Genomic DNA, 16,332 nt, shown 5'->3' with positions numbered 1-16,332 from the left:
AAATGATGACCTAAACTATCAAATAGTTAAATGAAGGAAAGTATTAATATGGGAAAACCTACCCCAAGAATGCTAGATGTGATTGGCAGTAAATACCTCACGCCACATATGTGCCGTGTCACGCTTGGCGGTGCTGGACTAACTGATTTTCCGGCAGATCAAGAAAGCGCGTACATTAAGCTGATATTCCCTCAAGGCGATGAGGCTCGACCATTGATGCGTACCTATACCGTCAGCGTTCAACGAGATAATGAGATAGATGTCGATTTTGCGTTGCATGAGACAGAAGGCCCTTCTTCAGCATGGGCACGTAACGCTCAAGTGGGCGAGCAAATATTGGTAGGCGGCCCTGGACCAAAGAAGCTGATTAACAATGAGGCTGACTGGTTTTTATTGATCGGTGATATGACAGCGCTGCCGGCGATTACCGTCAATCTTGCCCAGCTACCTGCTGACGCACACGGCTATGCAGTCCTTGAGATTACCACTGAAGCAGATAAGCAACTACTCGAAAAGCCAGACAACCTTGACATTCATTGGGTGATAAACGCGCATCCAAATGCAGAAACTAGCCCCTTGCTAGATCGCGTTAAAACGCTTACGTGGCTAACAGGACAACCTGCTGTTTGGGTAGCTTGCGAGTTCCATAGTATGCGCGCCCTACGCCATTATTTTAAGGTAGATCGCCCAATACCCAAAACGCATTTGTACATATCTAGCTATTGGAAAGTCGATAGCACAGAAGACCAGCATAAAATTGTCAAACGAGAGGATGCCCAAAGCATAGAATGATAAGCAATGACGTTTTGTATTTTTGAACTGTTTTGAAAGCGGTTTGAGTAATGATTGATAAATTTTGTGTTACTAATCATTACCCTACTACTTATATACTTCTATTGGCTAAATAAAAGTATGGTGACAAAATATAGTGACATTGTAGAATATGAGCAGCTGGTGAGTTGCTCATAAACTGTGATCACTACTCCTTACAACCCTATCACTTGCATTAAATGACCTGTCTTGAGATACAATGTAGCTCCTTCAGATCCTGCCTGTATTTGCGCATGCTCACCTGCTGGCAGACGTATCCAGCCGCCGCGCTGATAAACTTGACCATCATCTATCAACTCGCCTGCTAACACCAGTATTTCTGCACCGCCATAGACTGCCTCATTAAACAGTAACTCGCCTGCCTTGATACGCTGCAAACTCACTTGCTCATTATTACCTGAGAATAGAGGACAAACATCACGGCTGCCCTGCTGTTGCCAATGAGCCTTATCTTTAGTATCGATAGCCACATAATGAGGTTCATCAGCTGGCATTTGACGTAGCTTGACGAAAATCACTGCGCCTTCATCACTATAAGGCTTGTGTCCTGAGGTCGGTGGATTGCGCAAATACCAACCTGCTGGGTAATGTTTGTCATCTGCAGAAAAAGTACCTGACAATACTAAAATCTCTTCACCACCCGGATGTAGATGATGCGGAAAATAAGAATTGGGCGCATAGCGTACAAGGCTAGTGGCACGTGCTTTTTCTGCACCCACACGGTCAAGCATCACGCGCTCTACCCCATTTTGTGGTGACTTAATCCACTGGTGTTGCTCAGGTATAAGGGCAGCGCGGCGAGTAAAGTCTGCATGAATAAGCATAAACCATGTCCAAAAATAGTATGATGAGATGATCCTTTAGCAAACGTCAGATATGATTATTGAACGTTATCGACAGCTAAAGGCGCAATGATTGCACCTCGCTATTATAAACCTTACCGAGTTTTCAACGTACTAAAATCACAGGAGATAGCGTGCTGGCGATAATTTCTGTCGTGGTACTACCAAGAAATAATTGTTGCAATTTCGAATGCCCGTAAGCACCCACCACCATCATATCAATGTGGTTTTCTACCTGAAACCTTAACAAGCCGTCGACGGCATCGGAGGCAAATAAATGATGTGCCGCGACGCTAAAACCTGCGTCCTCCAATTGTGCCGCTGCGGCGCTTAAACTTTGTTTTGACGCGTCGTTATGATTGCCTATCATGACGATATGACCTTGTAATCCTTTTAGCACAGGACTCCTCGCAACCATCCATGCTGCTTTAATAGCGGTTTTGCTACCATCAAAAGCTATCATGTATGAGCTGGGTTCTTTGAACGTCTCTGAGCAAATCAATATAGGAACGTCAGATGCGCGGGCAACGGTTTCGATTTGGCTACCGATATTAATACGGCTGCTTTTGTGATCTTCACCTCGGCGTCCCATGACGATGGCACGATTTTCTGCTTTAAAATGCTCAATGGCAGGTAACAGCTTGCCGCGACGTTGATAGATACGAATACCGACCTGAGTAAAGTTACCTTGAATATGGCTTTTTGCATCTTGCACCAAAGCATTGCTATAACTGTTCACCACCTTCGCTCTTTGCTCGTCTAACTGTGTCAATTCCTCCAATAAAAACTGGCGGCTATTGACTCCTATTGCGCCTGACAAATCGCGTCTGGTGGAGGCTGGAACCTCACTCACATGCAACAATGCTACGGGTAAATTTAACTTTCTGGCATACCATGCTGCATAGTCACAAACCGATTCAGTCACTGCCGAGCCGTCTATACAGGCTAAAATGTGCTGTGATGTTGTCATATTCCATCCTTAAATTTAACGATTTAATCCTATACAGCTTTCTATACCCACTATAAATATGGTCACCGAAAAACATAGTTACCAAAGAACATGGTTACCAAAGAACATAGCGGCAAAAAAAGCATATCCATTGCCTTGATAATAACCAATTTAAACGGCTTCAGCCAGCGATGTGTGCCCACTTCTACCGTAATTAAAAAAGTCTTGTCATCGTCTAACAACATGCCGTAGCGAATTTTGCTACAATGGTTTTTTAGCATTTATGATTTAAGTATCCTTATCTAGGTGATGGAATTATGGCAAAAAATGCCCTACAGGCTCAGTTATTAAAAGCGGGATTGGTGGATAGCAAAAAAGCCAAGAAAATCAGCAAGCAGACTCAGCATGCCAAGCGTACTGGTGACTCAGAAAGCATGGAAGCGAAAAAAGCGTTGGCAGAAGCCCAAGCGAAAAAACTAGAGAAAGATCAAAAGCTCAATCAAGAAAAACAACGTATTTTAGAAGAGAAGATGCTCAAGGCTAATATCGTCCAAATGATTAAGCAGCATCAGATTGCCGATACCAATGGCGATGTCAATTATCAATTTGTCGATAATTCTAAGGTTAAAAAAATCTTTGTCACTCAAAAACTATATGAGCAAATCGTCGCCGGTCATGTGGTGATTGCACGCTTAGAAGAAGGCTATGCACTCCTTCCTCGTCCGTTGGCAGATCGCATCGATGCAAAAATGGAAGGCTTCATGGTCGTGTCTAACGATACATCAGAAGAATTACTGGCAGAAGATGATCCTTATGCCGCCTATGTGATTCCAGATGATTTGATGTGGTAACCGCTTAATTTCATCATAATTATGATGTAAGCGAAAAGCCTTTCATGGACTGTATCAGTCCATGAAGGGCTTTTTATTGTACGAAAAGCGACCACCTTTAACCCAGCATTGCTGCTTTGGTTGAAAAACGTAACGATACTCTGGAACGGTAGCATGCTTGAGGCTACGAACTTGAACAACCATTCAATAACAACTACAATGCGGTTTATTGACTTACTGAGCGGTAATATTTTGTCTAATTTTGAGTAATCACTCAAAATAAACACTTTATTCATGCTTACTGCCTGACAATAGTAGTCATTGCCATATATTTCATTGATTAGACTTGCCAAACTCTTTTGCACTCACTTTTAACGCTTATTAAGAAGAAATAACTTATGCCAAAACATCTGCCTCTTTCACTGTTATTGCTTCGACTGGGTATTTTCATTGTTTTTTTAGTCTGGACTTTAGATAAGCTTATTAATCCTGATCATGCCGCAGGCGTTTTTTCTAGTTTTTATGGTTTTGAAAGTATAGGCGACACCGTGTTTTATGTCATTGGCGCGGCTCAATTCATCCTCATTCTGTTGTTTGTCACAGGATTATTCAAAACTTGGACTTACGGCATCATCTTGCTACTTCATGCGATTTCGACGTTCTCAACCTTTGGCTTATATCTCAAGCCTTTTGATAACTTGTTGTTCTTTGCAGCATGGCCGATGTTGGCTGCGTGTTTGGCGCTTTTCTTAATGAGAGATTGGGATACATTAACCTTGGGCAAAAAAGTTTCTTTAGCTTAAACATCAGTCATATTTATCGTTAGATTGGGCTGGGTTGAACATGCAAAAATATAAATACTAGCCTCCGAAACTCAAGCTCTATACTATGAAGACTACTGAGTTAGCTGTTTTATTGTATATAAATGCACAAACCATGCAAAAAACTTAACGCAATTATCGTTACCACTAACTTGTCATTACCACTAACATGGTCAAGGTTCTTAATCATAAAAGAATGACGATGACTTTAGCCTTCGCTCGACTACTTAGACGGATATTTTATGATTAAAAGAATATTGTTAATACTGTTAATATTAATATTAGCAGCAAGCTTTTTCTACTTTGACCTCAATCAATTACTGACGCTTGACGGCTTAAAAGGGTCGATGGCGCAATTTAACGACTACAAAGCGCAATCACCATTATTGATTATCGGTGGGTTCTTTTTACTTTATATCGTTGTCACCGCCCTATCCTTACCAGGTGCCGCTATTTTAACCTTGGCAGCTGGTGCATTATTTGGTTTATGGCAAGGCTTATTGGTCGCCTCATTTGCCTCCAGTATTGGCGCAACACTCGCCTTTTTAACCTCACGTTATTTACTGCGTGATACGATTAAGCAGCGCTTTCCTGAGCGCTTAGCAGCCATTGATGCTGGCGTTGAAAAAGAAGGCGGGTTTTACTTATTTACCCTACGCTTAGTGCCAATATTTCCTTTCTTTTTGATTAATTTATTGATGGGTGTCACTGCGATTAAAGCAAGGACATTCTACTGGGTAAGCCAAATCGGTATGCTCGCGGGTACTTTTGTATTCGTTAATGCTGGTACGCAATTGGCGCAAATTGACAGTTTGTCAGGAATTTTATCGTTTAATTTAATTGTCTCATTTGCGTTGTTAGGTTTCTTCCCATTAATAGCAAAAGGCATATTAAATATGCTAAAAAAACGCCGCGTCTATAAAAACTATAGCAAACCTAAAAAATTCGATCGGAACATGATCGTGATTGGCGCAGGTGCTGGCGGGCTAGTCACTAGCTATATCGCGGCGACCGTCCGAGCAAAAGTGACCTTAATCGAAGCGGGTGAAATGGGTGGCGACTGTTTAAACTATGGCTGTGTACCCAGTAAAGCCCTGATTAAAAGCGCAAAAGTCGCAGAACAAATGCGCAATGGTGAGCGTTATGGCTTGGAAAACACCCCACCAGAGTTTTCATTTAAGAACGTCATGACCCGCATCCATAAAGTCATCGCTGACATCGCCCCAAATGACAGCGTCGAGCGCTATACAGACTTGGGTGTTGAAGTGTTAAAAGGTTATGCCAAATTCATCGACCCGTGGACAGTAGAAATTGCGCTAAACGATGGCGGCACGCAAACACTAACTGCGCGTTCCATCGTTATCGCTACTGGTGCGCGCCCATTTATCCCAGACTTGCCGGGTTTGGAAGAAACGGGTTATGTGACTAGCGATACTATATGGAATAAATTTACCGAATTAGAAGCAGCACCGAAAAAGCTGGTGGTCCTTGGCGGCGGGCCAATCGGCTCTGAGCTGGCGCAAGCCTTTGCCCGCTTAGGCTCCGATGTGACCCAGATCGAAAGAGGCGCGCGTCTTATGAAAAAAGAAGACGTGGAAGTCTCTGAATTTGCACAGAAAGTCCTCGTTGAGAGCGGCGTAAATGTCTTAACCTCGCATCAAGCGATTCGTTGTGAAGTGCGCGATGGTAAAAAGTTCATTATCGTTGAAGCGGAAGGCAGCAGTACCGTTAAGCAAGACCGTCAAAACAAGCAAGAAATCGCGATTGAATATGACGAATTGCTTTGTGCCGTTGGACGTAGTGCTCGCTTAGAAGGTTATGGTCTTGAAGATTTGGGCATCGAAACGGAACGTACCATCGATACGGATGACTATTTAGAAACTCTCTACCCCAATATATACGCCGCAGGTGATGTCGTCGGCCCTTATCAATTTACTCATGTGGCTTCCCATCAGGCATGGTACGCTGCCGTAAACGGTTTATTTGGACATCTAAAGAAGTTTAAAGTAGATTACCGCGTGATTCCGTGGACAACCTTTATCGATCCAGAAGTCGCACGCGTGGGCTTAAATGAGCAAGAAGCTATCGAAAAAGGTATCGATTTTGAGATTACCCGCTACGACTTTAAAGATTTAGATCGCGCGGTGACGGAAAGTGCCAATCATGGTTTTATCAAAGTCATTACGCCTAAAGGCAAAGATAAAATACTTGGCGTGACCATCGTCGCTGAGCATGCTGGGGATTTAATGCCAGAATTTATACTGGCGATGAAGCATGGCTTAGGGCTGAATAAAATACTTGGCACTATCCATATGTATCCAACATGGGCAGAGGGGAATAAGTACGCTGCTGGTGAATGGAAACGTAATCATGCGCCCGAAACGGTATTAAACTGGCTTGAGAAATACCATACATGGCGTCGAGGTTAGCTGGTTTTTTATTCACTGCGCTAAAAATATATCATCATAACGGAAACTTAAATGTACGTTATCAAATCTCCGCCCGCTTTGACCACGTTAAAAAACCTAAGCCGCTGTAGCGCCTATGCTATAGCGCTTAGCGTTTGTGCAGTTATTTCTTCAAGCATATCAGCAAGCACTGCCTCACCCACTACTGGTAACCTTAATCAAAATTTATCATCTTGGCAGCAAATAGAGGCGCAAGGTAGCAATCAAGACGTCTACTTTTATGCATGGGGCGGTGATCCACAGATCAACGCCTATCTACAGTGGGCAGCCGAACAAGTCGATGATAAATATAATATTAATTTAGTTCATGTGAAATTGAGCGACACCAGTGAAGCCGTTAGCCGTGTACTTGCAGAAAAATCTGCCAATAACAACGATAAAGGCAGCGTTGATCTCATCTGGATAAATGGCGCAAACTTTGCCACCATGAGTGAGAATTCATTATTACTGAAACAATGGGCGAACAAGCTGCCTAACTTTCCCTTGACTGATCCAGAGAATAATCCTGCCGTTAACTTTGATTTTGGTGTACCGACCAACGGCATGGAAGCACCATGGGGTCAAGCCTCGCTGACCTTTTATTACGACAGTTTATCAACTGACAAGCCACCAAAGACCCTGAATGAGCTAGTCAATTGGACCGCGCAAAATTCTGGGCGTTTTAGCTATCCAAAGCCGCCTGACTTTTTAGGCATGAGCTTTTTAAAATACGCCTTAGTCATGCTGCACGAGCAAAATGATGCTAAGACAGGCAAAAACATCAAGGCACAGCTAAACCTGCCAGCCACTGAGCAAAATACAGAAATGGTATTAGCCCCTTTATGGGCATTTTTAGATGACTTGCATCCCACTCTATGGCGTAAGGGTGAGCAATTTGTGCAAACGGGCGCGCACATGCGGCGTTTGGTCGATGATACCGAGCTGAGCTTGGCCTTTACTTTTTCTGCACCTGAAGTGCCAGCAGCCGTGCAACGTTATGATTTACCCGAGAGTATTCGTAGCTATGCAATGAGTGATGGCAGCTTAAGCAACACCCATTTTGTGGCCATTCCTTATAACGCCAGCCATCCGCAAGCCGCACAGCTAGTGGCAAACTTTTTGCTGAGCCCAGAAGCACAAGCCAAAAAGCAAACCCCTGATATATGGGGTGATAAAACCGTACTCGTTCCCTCTACGCTCAATCCTGAACAACAAGCGCTATTCAAAGACAATAAACCACACCCTAGCTCCCTGCCCTTTGATAGCATCAAACGTACTGTGAGTGAACCACATCCAAGCTGGGTTGATGCCATTATGCAAGGCTGGCAAGCGCGTTATGGGGTCAGCCCATGAGTAAAAATACTAATAATAAAACGGCAAAAGAAAAAGTCCATTCTGCAACAATTACTGGCATAACCGCGCCTGATAAAACAGATCTATTTACGCGTATCGTCTCCTTGAGTCCGATATTTTTACTGCTGCTACTGATATTACCGGTACTCGGTGGTTTGGTGTGCGTGCTGTTACCTGCCTTTAGCTGGGTGCCTGCACTTGAGCAAACGACTGTTAGTCTACAAGGCTTTCATGATCTTTGGCAGACGCCTGGTCTTACTCAAATGGTCGCTTTAAGTATCGCTACTGGATTGATAAGTACGTTACTCGCTTTTGTCATGACCTTAATGATTTTGGCGGCTTTTTTTAATAGCGTTTGGCTGACTCGTATTGAGCGTTTGCTTAGTCCAATCTTGGTCATTCCTCATGCAGCAGCAGCCATTGCAGTTGGTTTTTTAATTGCGCCTTCTGGTATGTTTTCACGCCTTATATCACCATGGCTAAGTGGCTGGGAATTGGCTCCAGATGGTATATTTCCACATGACCCCTACGGCATCAGTATCATTTTGGGTTTAACCTTAAAAGAGCTGCCGTTTTTACTACTCATGGCATTAGGCGCTTTGGCACAACCTGAGCTTGGTAAAAAATTACGTCAGCAATATAAAGTTGCGCTAAATCTCGGATATTATCCCATCACTGCCTTTTTTAAAGCCGTCCTCCCAATTCTCTATCCTTTTTTACGTTTGCCTATCTTAGCCGTGCTGGCCTATGCCAGTGCCAGCGTAGAGATGCCATTGATACTTGGTCCAAATACACCGCCAACGCTGGCGGTCACTATCATGCAATGGTTTAACGATGTAGATTTAAACTTACGTATAAAAGCCTCGGCAGGCGCGTTATTACAATTGGCGTTGACGGGTGGTTTAATCGCCTTGTGGCTAGGCGCTGAGAGAATCCTTAAAACTTGTTTTAATGGTACGTTGGTCAATGGCAAGCGCAACTATGCCGATGCACTATGGCAAAAAATCACCGCTGCGTTGACCACTGTGGTGATTGGTTTTATATTGTTGGCGCTCATTGGTCTGGTCATGTGGTCAGTGGCTGGTTTTTGGCGCTTTCCCGCCGTATTGCCAGAGCAGTTGGTGTTATTACATTTTCAAAGTGCTTTTACGCAAATGAGTACGCCGTTATTTAATACCATTACAATCGGTATCGTGAGTACCGTATTTGCCATTGTGCTGACTTTATTATGTTTGGAAGCTGAGCAATTAAGTAAAAAATTGCTTTCAAAATTTACCAGTTTCATTATCTATTTGCCGTTGTTAGTGCCCAGTATTGCTTTTTTATTTGGTTTGGTGTGGCTACAACAATTGGTAAATAACCAAACGGCGTTTTTTAATGTGGCATTTACCCATCTGCTCTTTGTGCTGCCCTATGTATTTTTATCGCTTGCTAGCAGTTATCGACGTCTAGACCCTCGTTTTGCTCATGTAGCGGCAAGCCTTGGTGCGACGCCAGCCAAAGTATTTTTGCAGGTGAAATTACCACAACTGTTTGCGCCACTGTTAATTGCTATCGCTCTTGGTTTGGCGATTAGCTTCGGTCAATATTTGCCGACATTATTAGCAGGCGGCGGACGTATCGCCACCATTACCACAGAAGCCGTAACCCTTGCCAATGGTGCCAGTAGGCGCACCAGTGCGGTGTATGCCATCATCCAAATGGTGCTACCGTTAATTGGGTTTATATTGGCGTGGATATTGCCAAAGTACTTCTTTAAAAGTGGTAAAAATAGCAGCCGTTAAAACGTTTTTTGAAATACATTCGTTTTGAAGAGCACTGACTCTAAATAGCACTGATTTTGAAAAACAACTCACTATAAAAACGCAGATAAAGGGCTCTTGATGCAATCCTCTTTACAGATAAAAAACTTGCAGTTATATCGACAAGGCGAGCTATTGCTGAGCCTAGATGAGCAGATTACTGGTGGTGAAATATTGACTGTCATGGGCCCATCTGGCAGTGGTAAATCGAGCTTGTTGAACTGGCTCACAGGTATATTGCCAAATGGTTTCACCGCTACTGGTGAGGTTTGGTTAAATGATAAAAATGTAAGTCATTTGCCGACGCACTTGCGTCATATTGGGGTATTGTATCAAGATGCCCTACTGTTTTCGCATTTATCGGTCGCAGGTAATATTGCTTTTGCGATGCCTCAAGACAATAAAAATAGCGCTGAGAAGCTCAATAAAAAACAGCGCCGTGAAAAAATAGAGCAGGCACTTGAACAAGTTGGTCTAGCAGGTATGGAAAATCGCCATCCCGATAATTTATCAGGCGGACAACAAGCACGCGTGGCGCTGCTGCGAACTTTGCTCAGCGCACCAAAAGCGATACTACTCGATGAGCCTTTTAGCAAGCTTGATACCCAACTTCGAGTAGATACGCGGCAACTGGTGTTTGAGCAAATCCGCACTCATAAGCTCCCCGCCATCATGGTCACCCACGATTATAGCGATGCCGAGGCCGCAAACGGTAAAATCATTCATTTAGAACTGTAGTTTTAGAGTTATCGTTTTATATATAAAATCTTAAACGTCAAAGCGAAATCCAAAAGGCAAGCGCATGCTAGACAAATTTATTACGCCCATGATTAAGCCGATACTAAGCCCTGTCGTCGTTGTCTTGCATAAACGCGGCATTACGGCTGATCAACTCACGGTGATGGGTTTTTTCATCGGCATGTTAGCTTTGCCATTAATTGCATTTGAGCTTTGGTATGGCGCACTCGTAGCCATTGCATTAAATCGTATTTTTGATGGCCTTGATGGCGCGCTTGCGCGCCACGCAAAGCAAAGCTCAAGCGCAGGCGGCTATTTAGATATTACGCTCGACTTTTTATTTTATGCCGCCATCCCGCTGGGTTTTATCTTGGCAAATCCTGAACAGAATGCCATTGCTGGCGCTTTATTACTCGCGACCTTTATTGGCACAGGCTCTAGCTTTTTAGCGTTTGCCATTGCTGCCGAAAAGTTTACACTGGATAAACCACAGTTTAAATATAAAAGCTTTTATTATTTAAATGGTTTGACGGAAGGCACCGAAACCATTGCGCTGTTTGTCGCTTTTTGCCTGTGGCCACAGCACTTTGTATTACTCGCCAGCATTTTTGCCACTGCCTGCGCGATTACGATTTTTACCCGTATCCATGGCGGCTACCATACCCTTAAGCAGCTAGAAATAGATAAAAACAGTATATAAATAGAATAAGTTAAGAGGCAGCTAATGACTAACGAAGTATGGTGGCGGCTTGGGTTCTTTTTAAGCATTTTGGTGATTATGATGCTGATAGAATGGCGCATGCCTGCACGTCAAGCACCGATCAAAAGCAGCAAACGCTGGTTCGCTAACTTTGGCTTGGTTTTTATCTCGTCAGTTATTGCTCGTCTAGCGGTGCCTGTCGGTCTAACGGCTGTAGCGCTTTATAATCAGCAGCATGGGATTGGTCTATTTAATATCATCAATTTGCCAAGCATCGTCGTCGTCATACTAAGCTTGATATTGCTCGACATCATCATTTACTGGCAGCATCGATTATTTCACCGCGTACCTATTCTATGGCGTTTACATAAAGTCCATCACGCTGATGCACATGTCGATGCCAGTACAGGACTTAGATTTCATCCCATTGAAATCGTTTTAAGCATTCTAGTAAAGCTCGTTGCCGTCAGCTTATTGGGTGTTCCTGCCATCGCCGTATTGATATTTGAGATTGCGTTAAATGGCTTAGCGATATTTAACCATGCCAATATTCGCCTGCCACCTGCGCTTGAAAAACCGCTACGCTTAATATTGATGACGCAGATTTTGCACCGTATTCACCATAGCCAACGCGTTAGTGAGACCAACTCAAATTATGGTTTTAGTGTCATCTGGTGGGATTGGATTTTTGGTAGTTATAAGGGTGAAGCAAAGCAGTCTGATAATGAGCTAGATATTGGACTAAAAGAATACCCAGCAGCCAAACAAAATGCCTCGCTATGGGGATTGTTAACCATGCCATTTCGCAATGACTTGGTTAAGAAAAACAAATAACTGTCGTGATGCCGCCTAGCTTTGAATGTAAACGAAATTTACAAACAACTTGAGTATTCACTCAAGTATTATTTGAACGATTGCTCAAAATGGATTATAGTGGCTGCAGTTGTTAAGCGACTCACAAAAATCTCACTTATTAAATTGAGTACTCACTCAACTATATAATAGGTTCTCAAGTCGCTTCTACACACTTACTTTTACAACAATTCACTAATAATTATCCTAAGGACTTTCACATGACTGAATTTACCCTACACGACAAAGACACAGCCCCAGCAGCAAGCAAAGACTTACTTGACGTTTCTATCAAAGCGTTTGGCATGGTACCTAATCTACATGCCGTCATGGCTGAAGCGCCTGGCTTGCTCGAAGGCTACCAACAGCTACATCAACTGTTTTTAGACAGCAGTTTCGATGATGAGGAAGTCACGGTCGTATGGCAAACCATCAACGTCGAACATGAGTGCCATTACTGTGTACCCGCTCATACTGGTATCGCAAAAAGTATGAAAGTGGATGACGCCATTACTGAAGCATTACGTAATGAGACACCTCTACCAACTGCAAAACTAGAAGCATTACGCGACTTTACGCTATCAGTCGTTCGTGATCGTGGTAATGTAAATGATGACGCAGTGCAAGCGTTCTTAGATGCAGGCTTTACTAAACGTCAGATTTTGGAAGTGGTTCTTGCAGCGGCTCAAAAAGTGATGAGCAACTACACCAACCATTTGGCCAACACGCCAATCGACAAGCCTTTCGAAAAGTTTGAATGGCATAAAGCTGTCTAATTGAAGCTGTCTAATTGAAGCTGTCTAATTGAAGCTGACTAATTGAAGCTGACTAATTGAAGCTGACTAATTGAAGCTGACTAATTGAAGCTGACTAATTGAAGCTGACTAATTGTATAAGGCCTATAAGAAAACGTCATATACAAGTAAGTACAGTATATAAGAAGACCATTTATCTAAGCATACAATAAGGAGCCACTATGAGTGATTTAAAAAAGCCATTACGAATAGATATCGTGTCAGACGTGGTCTGCCCTTGGTGCGCTATCGGCTATAGTCAACTAGCCGAGGCATTAAAACAAACCAACACTCCGCACGAGATTCACTGGCATCCATTTGAGTTAAATCCTAATACGCCGCACGAAGGACGAAACTATCGTGAGCATATCATGGAGAAGTACGGTACGACTGCTGAGGACGTTCAAGAGAACCGAGCTAGAATGACCGAAGCAGGTGCTGAAGCTGGATTTAATTTTCAGTTTACCGATGACTTTCGTACTTACAATACTTTTAATGCGCATCAGTTGCTGTATTGGGTTGATCAGCAAGGACGTATGCACGATCTAAAACAAGCATTGTTCATTGCGCACTTCGTTGATAATAAGAATGTAGCTGACAGTACCGTACTTGCAGATGTGGCAGCAGAAATCGGACTGGATCGTAGCGAAGCACTGGCGATCTTAAAAGATCAGCGATTTGCTGCAGCGGTAGAAAAAGAAAAGCAGCATTGGCAGCAACAAGGCATTCAAAGTGTGCCTTCTATGGTTTTCAATGAGCGTCATTTAATTAGCGGTGCTCAAGGTGTTGAGAATTATAAAAGCATATTGCAGCAGTTGGCTGACATGCCAGACTAAATCATCTATTGATGGTTGAGTTTTCAAGACTAAGGGTTTTAGAAAAGCTAAGGGTTTTAGAGTTTCTGTATAGCCCGAGACTATACAGTAACTCTAAAACCCTTTTTTTTATACCAAAAATATCTTAGCAATCAGCCTTACTTAATCGGCAATAACCCTTTAGCAGTGCTTATTTGCAAATAGTCAACATGAACTACACGCCAACAGGCTTATCAATACGCAGCGCTTCTATAGAGAGCGCCATATCTTCAGCCAACGCTTGCACCGCTGCGCTCTCGACATCACGCTGCGCAAAAGCACGCAGCCCCATGATTTCCGCCTGTAGTCGTCGTCCAAGCCTAGTTGCCTCGAGCTCAGTGTCAAGCTCACCCAGCCGCTGTGCTTCGGTAAAGTAATTTATAAAACGCAGCTCCATACCTGCCAGCAGCATTTCAACTTTTTGTAGCGCTGTCTGCTCACGAGCACCAAGCTCCAGTAAGCTTTTGACCAGCATGCAAGCCTGACTCGGCAGCCCTTTATCACGAATACCGCCCAGCTGACGCACGAAAGCGGCTAACCCCAACAGCGGCGATTGATAAGCGCCCATTACCCGCTCAAGCTCACTCAAACCTAGGCGAGCATAGTAGTCTAACGCTTCTTGAAATAATCCATCTTTACTGCCAAACGCAGCATAAATGCTTCCTGGACGCATATCGAGCGCCTCTTCTATGTCTTTTAACGAAGTAGCATGAAAGCCTTTTTGCCAAAAAAGCTGTAACGCGCGTTCTAAGGCATCCTGACGGTTATAAAGTGCGGTACGTGACATAGTTTTTCCATCCCAAAAGCTGTAATCTCATATAAAAATAAGCACAGCGATAAAATTTGAATGATTGCTCAATTTTATATCGAATGGCATTCTTAGTCCAGTAAAGTTAGTTTACAAAGCAAATATCTTATTTAGCCATTGGTAGCAATATTAATGGCTAAATAAGATATGAAAGCGCCCAACGTTTAATGACTCAATAGTACATGCTTGCTTTTTTGATACGCAGACAAGCCATCTACACCCAGCTCACGACCGATACCGCTTTGCTTAAACCCGCCCCACCCTGACTCTGGCAGTACAATTTGTTGCTCATTGATCCAGATGTGACCTGCTTGAATCTGTAGCGCCATCTCTACGGCCGCCGTTTCATCAGCGCTGACAATGCTCGCGGCCAAAGCAAACTGGCTATCATTGGCTAAAGCAATCGCCTCTGCATGGTCGGTAAACGTTTGACTCACTAAGACCGGCCCAAAAACCTCTTCTGTCCATAACTGACTGGTCACTGGAACATTGGTATAAATCGTCGGCATCGCAAAATACCCTTGCCGATTTAAGACCTCACCACCTGTGAGACAAGTCAGGTTTTCGGCAGCAGCAATGTCGAAATATTTTTTTACTTGATTCAGCTGCTGCTCACTAACCATTGGGCCCATTTGCGTGTCAGTGTCAAAGCCATCACCCATTTGCAAATTTTCTGTCTTAACTTTTAATGTATCGAACAACGACTGAGCAATGCTTTCATGAACGAGCAGTCTTGAGGTGGCTGAACAGATCTGACCAGCATTGGTAAATATGCCACCGATGATTAAATCACAAGCATGGTCGATATCAGCATCTGCACATACGACGATGGCTGACTTACCGCCCAGCTCTAGACTGATATCTTTGATACCTTTTGCCGCTTGGCTCATTACCTTTTCACCAACGGCGTTGCTACCAGTAAAAGAAATTTTGTCGATTAATGGATGGCAGGTCATGGCAGCGCCCACTTCGGCCGCACCCGATAAAATATTAACGACTCCTTTCGGTAGTTTAATAGCAGACAATATATTGCCTAGCATCAACTCTGGCAATAATGTCACCTCGGAGGGCTTTAATAGCACCGTACAGCCTGCAGCCAATGCAGGGGCTAACTTCCAAGCAGTGGTCACCATTGGAAAATTCCACGGGACAATGAGGGCGCAAATACCAACAGGCGCATACGTTTTTAGCAAACGTATGCCTGACTCGCTGGTGGATACCTCCGACCAAGTCGCTTGTTCTGTGATGAGATTGGCATAATAGCGATAGCAGGCAATGGCATCGCTCACGTCTATTTTTGCCTCTTCAATGGGCTTACCATTATTTAATACAGACAATCCCACCAATTTGTCAAACTGCTGCTCCATCGTCTCGGCAATGGCATTGAGATACGATGCGCGCTCGCTTACGGCGGTTTGCGACCAAGATGGGTACGCCGCAGAAGCCGCATTGACTGCCATTTCTACCTGTGTCTTGGTGCACAATCGAGTGGTAGCGATGATTGTTCCCGAATTTGAATCATATAAGTCATAACTTGAATCATGATTCGAATCATAGCTATCAGCATCAGCAGTATCGGTAGCAGGCGCTTCAATAGTCATCCATTTGCCATCTATATAGGCTGCATTTAACATCACTTCATCTTGAACCGTTTGGATGGCGCTTTCTCTCGTTAAAATGTTAGCATTCGTCATTTCCATGATGGTCAATC

The 16,332-nt window shown here is 43.6% G+C and carries 16 protein-coding genes; 11 read left to right on the top strand and 5 right to left on the bottom strand.

Going from position 1 to position 16,332, the window contains the following annotated elements:
- Window positions 1-48 precede the first annotated feature (48 nt).
- Window positions 49-792: a siderophore-interacting protein gene (locus JMY05_RS03435; protein WP_045446292.1), complete on the top strand. Its 744-nt coding sequence runs from the start codon at window positions 49-51 to the stop codon at window positions 790-792.
- 194 nt (window positions 793-986) lie between these two features.
- On the opposite strand, the gene JMY05_RS03430 is transcribed toward JMY05_RS03435, so the two are convergent.
- From JMY05_RS03430 to JMY05_RS03420, 3 genes are all read right to left on the bottom strand, one after another.
- The gene (locus tag JMY05_RS03430) at window positions 987-1,655 is read right to left on the bottom strand and encodes a cupin domain-containing protein (RefSeq protein WP_045446288.1); all 669 of its coding nucleotides are present in this window, start codon (window positions 1,653-1,655) and stop codon (window positions 987-989) included.
- A gap of 124 nt (window positions 1,656-1,779) precedes the next feature.
- Window positions 1,780-2,643, bottom strand: coding sequence for a universal stress protein (locus JMY05_RS03425; RefSeq protein ID WP_045446285.1), 864 nt, complete (start codon window positions 2,641-2,643; stop codon window positions 1,780-1,782).
- Window positions 2,644-2,705: 62 nt separating this feature from the next.
- Window positions 2,706-2,903 (bottom strand): hypothetical protein, encoded by a 198-nt coding sequence (locus tag JMY05_RS03420; protein WP_045446282.1) that lies wholly within the window; start codon window positions 2,901-2,903, stop codon window positions 2,706-2,708.
- 36 nt (window positions 2,904-2,939) lie between these two features.
- On the opposite strand from JMY05_RS03420, the gene JMY05_RS03415 reads away from it, so the two are divergent.
- The 10 genes from JMY05_RS03415 to JMY05_RS03370 all read left to right on the top strand — a co-directional run bounded on the left by JMY05_RS03415 (window position 2,940) and on the right by JMY05_RS03370 (window position 13,795).
- A complete protein-coding gene (locus JMY05_RS03415) occupies window positions 2,940-3,473 on the top strand; it encodes a DUF2058 domain-containing protein (protein WP_045446279.1) in 534 nt (177 codons plus the stop codon).
- 377 nt (window positions 3,474-3,850) lie between these two features.
- Window positions 3,851-4,255, top strand: a complete 405-nt coding sequence (locus JMY05_RS03410) for a hypothetical protein (RefSeq protein ID WP_055125000.1) — start codon at window positions 3,851-3,853, stop codon at window positions 4,253-4,255.
- A gap of 260 nt (window positions 4,256-4,515) precedes the next feature.
- Window positions 4,516-6,702 carry an FAD-dependent oxidoreductase gene (locus JMY05_RS03405; protein WP_045446273.1) on the top strand — a complete coding sequence of 729 codons (2,187 nt, stop codon included), beginning with the start codon at window positions 4,516-4,518 and terminating at the stop codon, window positions 6,700-6,702.
- Between the two features lie 51 nt (window positions 6,703-6,753).
- Complete coding sequence (locus tag JMY05_RS03400; protein ID WP_201614170.1) at window positions 6,754-8,073, top strand: ABC transporter substrate-binding protein; 1,320 nt, start codon at window positions 6,754-6,756, stop codon at window positions 8,071-8,073.
- Window positions 8,070-9,857, top strand: a complete 1,788-nt coding sequence (locus JMY05_RS03395) for an ABC transporter permease (protein ID WP_227678090.1) — start codon at window positions 8,070-8,072, stop codon at window positions 9,855-9,857. Before JMY05_RS03400 ends, JMY05_RS03395 begins: the two co-directional genes overlap by 4 nt.
- Window positions 9,858-9,956: 99 nt before the next feature.
- Window positions 9,957-10,613, top strand: a complete 657-nt coding sequence (locus JMY05_RS03390; protein ID WP_201614169.1) for an ATP-binding cassette domain-containing protein — start codon at window positions 9,957-9,959, stop codon at window positions 10,611-10,613.
- Window positions 10,614-10,677: 64 nt separating this feature from the next.
- Window positions 10,678-11,313: a CDP-alcohol phosphatidyltransferase family protein gene (locus JMY05_RS03385; protein ID WP_201614168.1), complete on the top strand. Its 636-nt coding sequence runs from the start codon at window positions 10,678-10,680 to the stop codon at window positions 11,311-11,313.
- 24 nt (window positions 11,314-11,337) lie between these two features.
- Window positions 11,338-12,147 (top strand): sterol desaturase family protein, encoded by an 810-nt coding sequence (locus JMY05_RS03380; protein ID WP_045446270.1) that lies wholly within the window; start codon window positions 11,338-11,340, stop codon window positions 12,145-12,147.
- 239 nt (window positions 12,148-12,386) lie between these two features.
- The gene (locus JMY05_RS03375) at window positions 12,387-12,941 is read left to right on the top strand and encodes a carboxymuconolactone decarboxylase family protein (RefSeq protein WP_201614166.1); all 555 of its coding nucleotides are present in this window, start codon (window positions 12,387-12,389) and stop codon (window positions 12,939-12,941) included.
- Window positions 12,942-13,141: 200 nt separating this feature from the next.
- Window positions 13,142-13,795, top strand: coding sequence for a DsbA family protein (locus tag JMY05_RS03370; RefSeq protein ID WP_045445634.1), 654 nt, complete (start codon window positions 13,142-13,144; stop codon window positions 13,793-13,795).
- 193 nt (window positions 13,796-13,988) lie between these two features.
- On the opposite strand, the gene JMY05_RS03365 is transcribed toward JMY05_RS03370, so the two are convergent.
- Both JMY05_RS03365 and JMY05_RS03360 read right to left on the bottom strand, forming a co-directional pair.
- Complete coding sequence (locus tag JMY05_RS03365; RefSeq protein ID WP_201614165.1) at window positions 13,989-14,600, bottom strand: TetR/AcrR family transcriptional regulator; 612 nt, start codon at window positions 14,598-14,600, stop codon at window positions 13,989-13,991.
- Window positions 14,601-14,785: 185 nt separating this feature from the next.
- Window positions 14,786-16,321 (bottom strand): aldehyde dehydrogenase family protein, encoded by a 1,536-nt coding sequence (locus JMY05_RS03360; RefSeq protein ID WP_227678089.1) that lies wholly within the window; start codon window positions 16,319-16,321, stop codon window positions 14,786-14,788.
- Window positions 16,322-16,332 lie beyond the last annotated feature (11 nt).

Source organism: Psychrobacter sp. JCM 18902 (genome assembly GCF_904846615.1).
Lineage (GTDB): Bacteria > Pseudomonadota > Gammaproteobacteria > Pseudomonadales > Moraxellaceae > Psychrobacter.
Note: the sequence above shows the minus strand (reverse complement) of the source record. Positions and strands in the feature narration are given on the sequence as shown.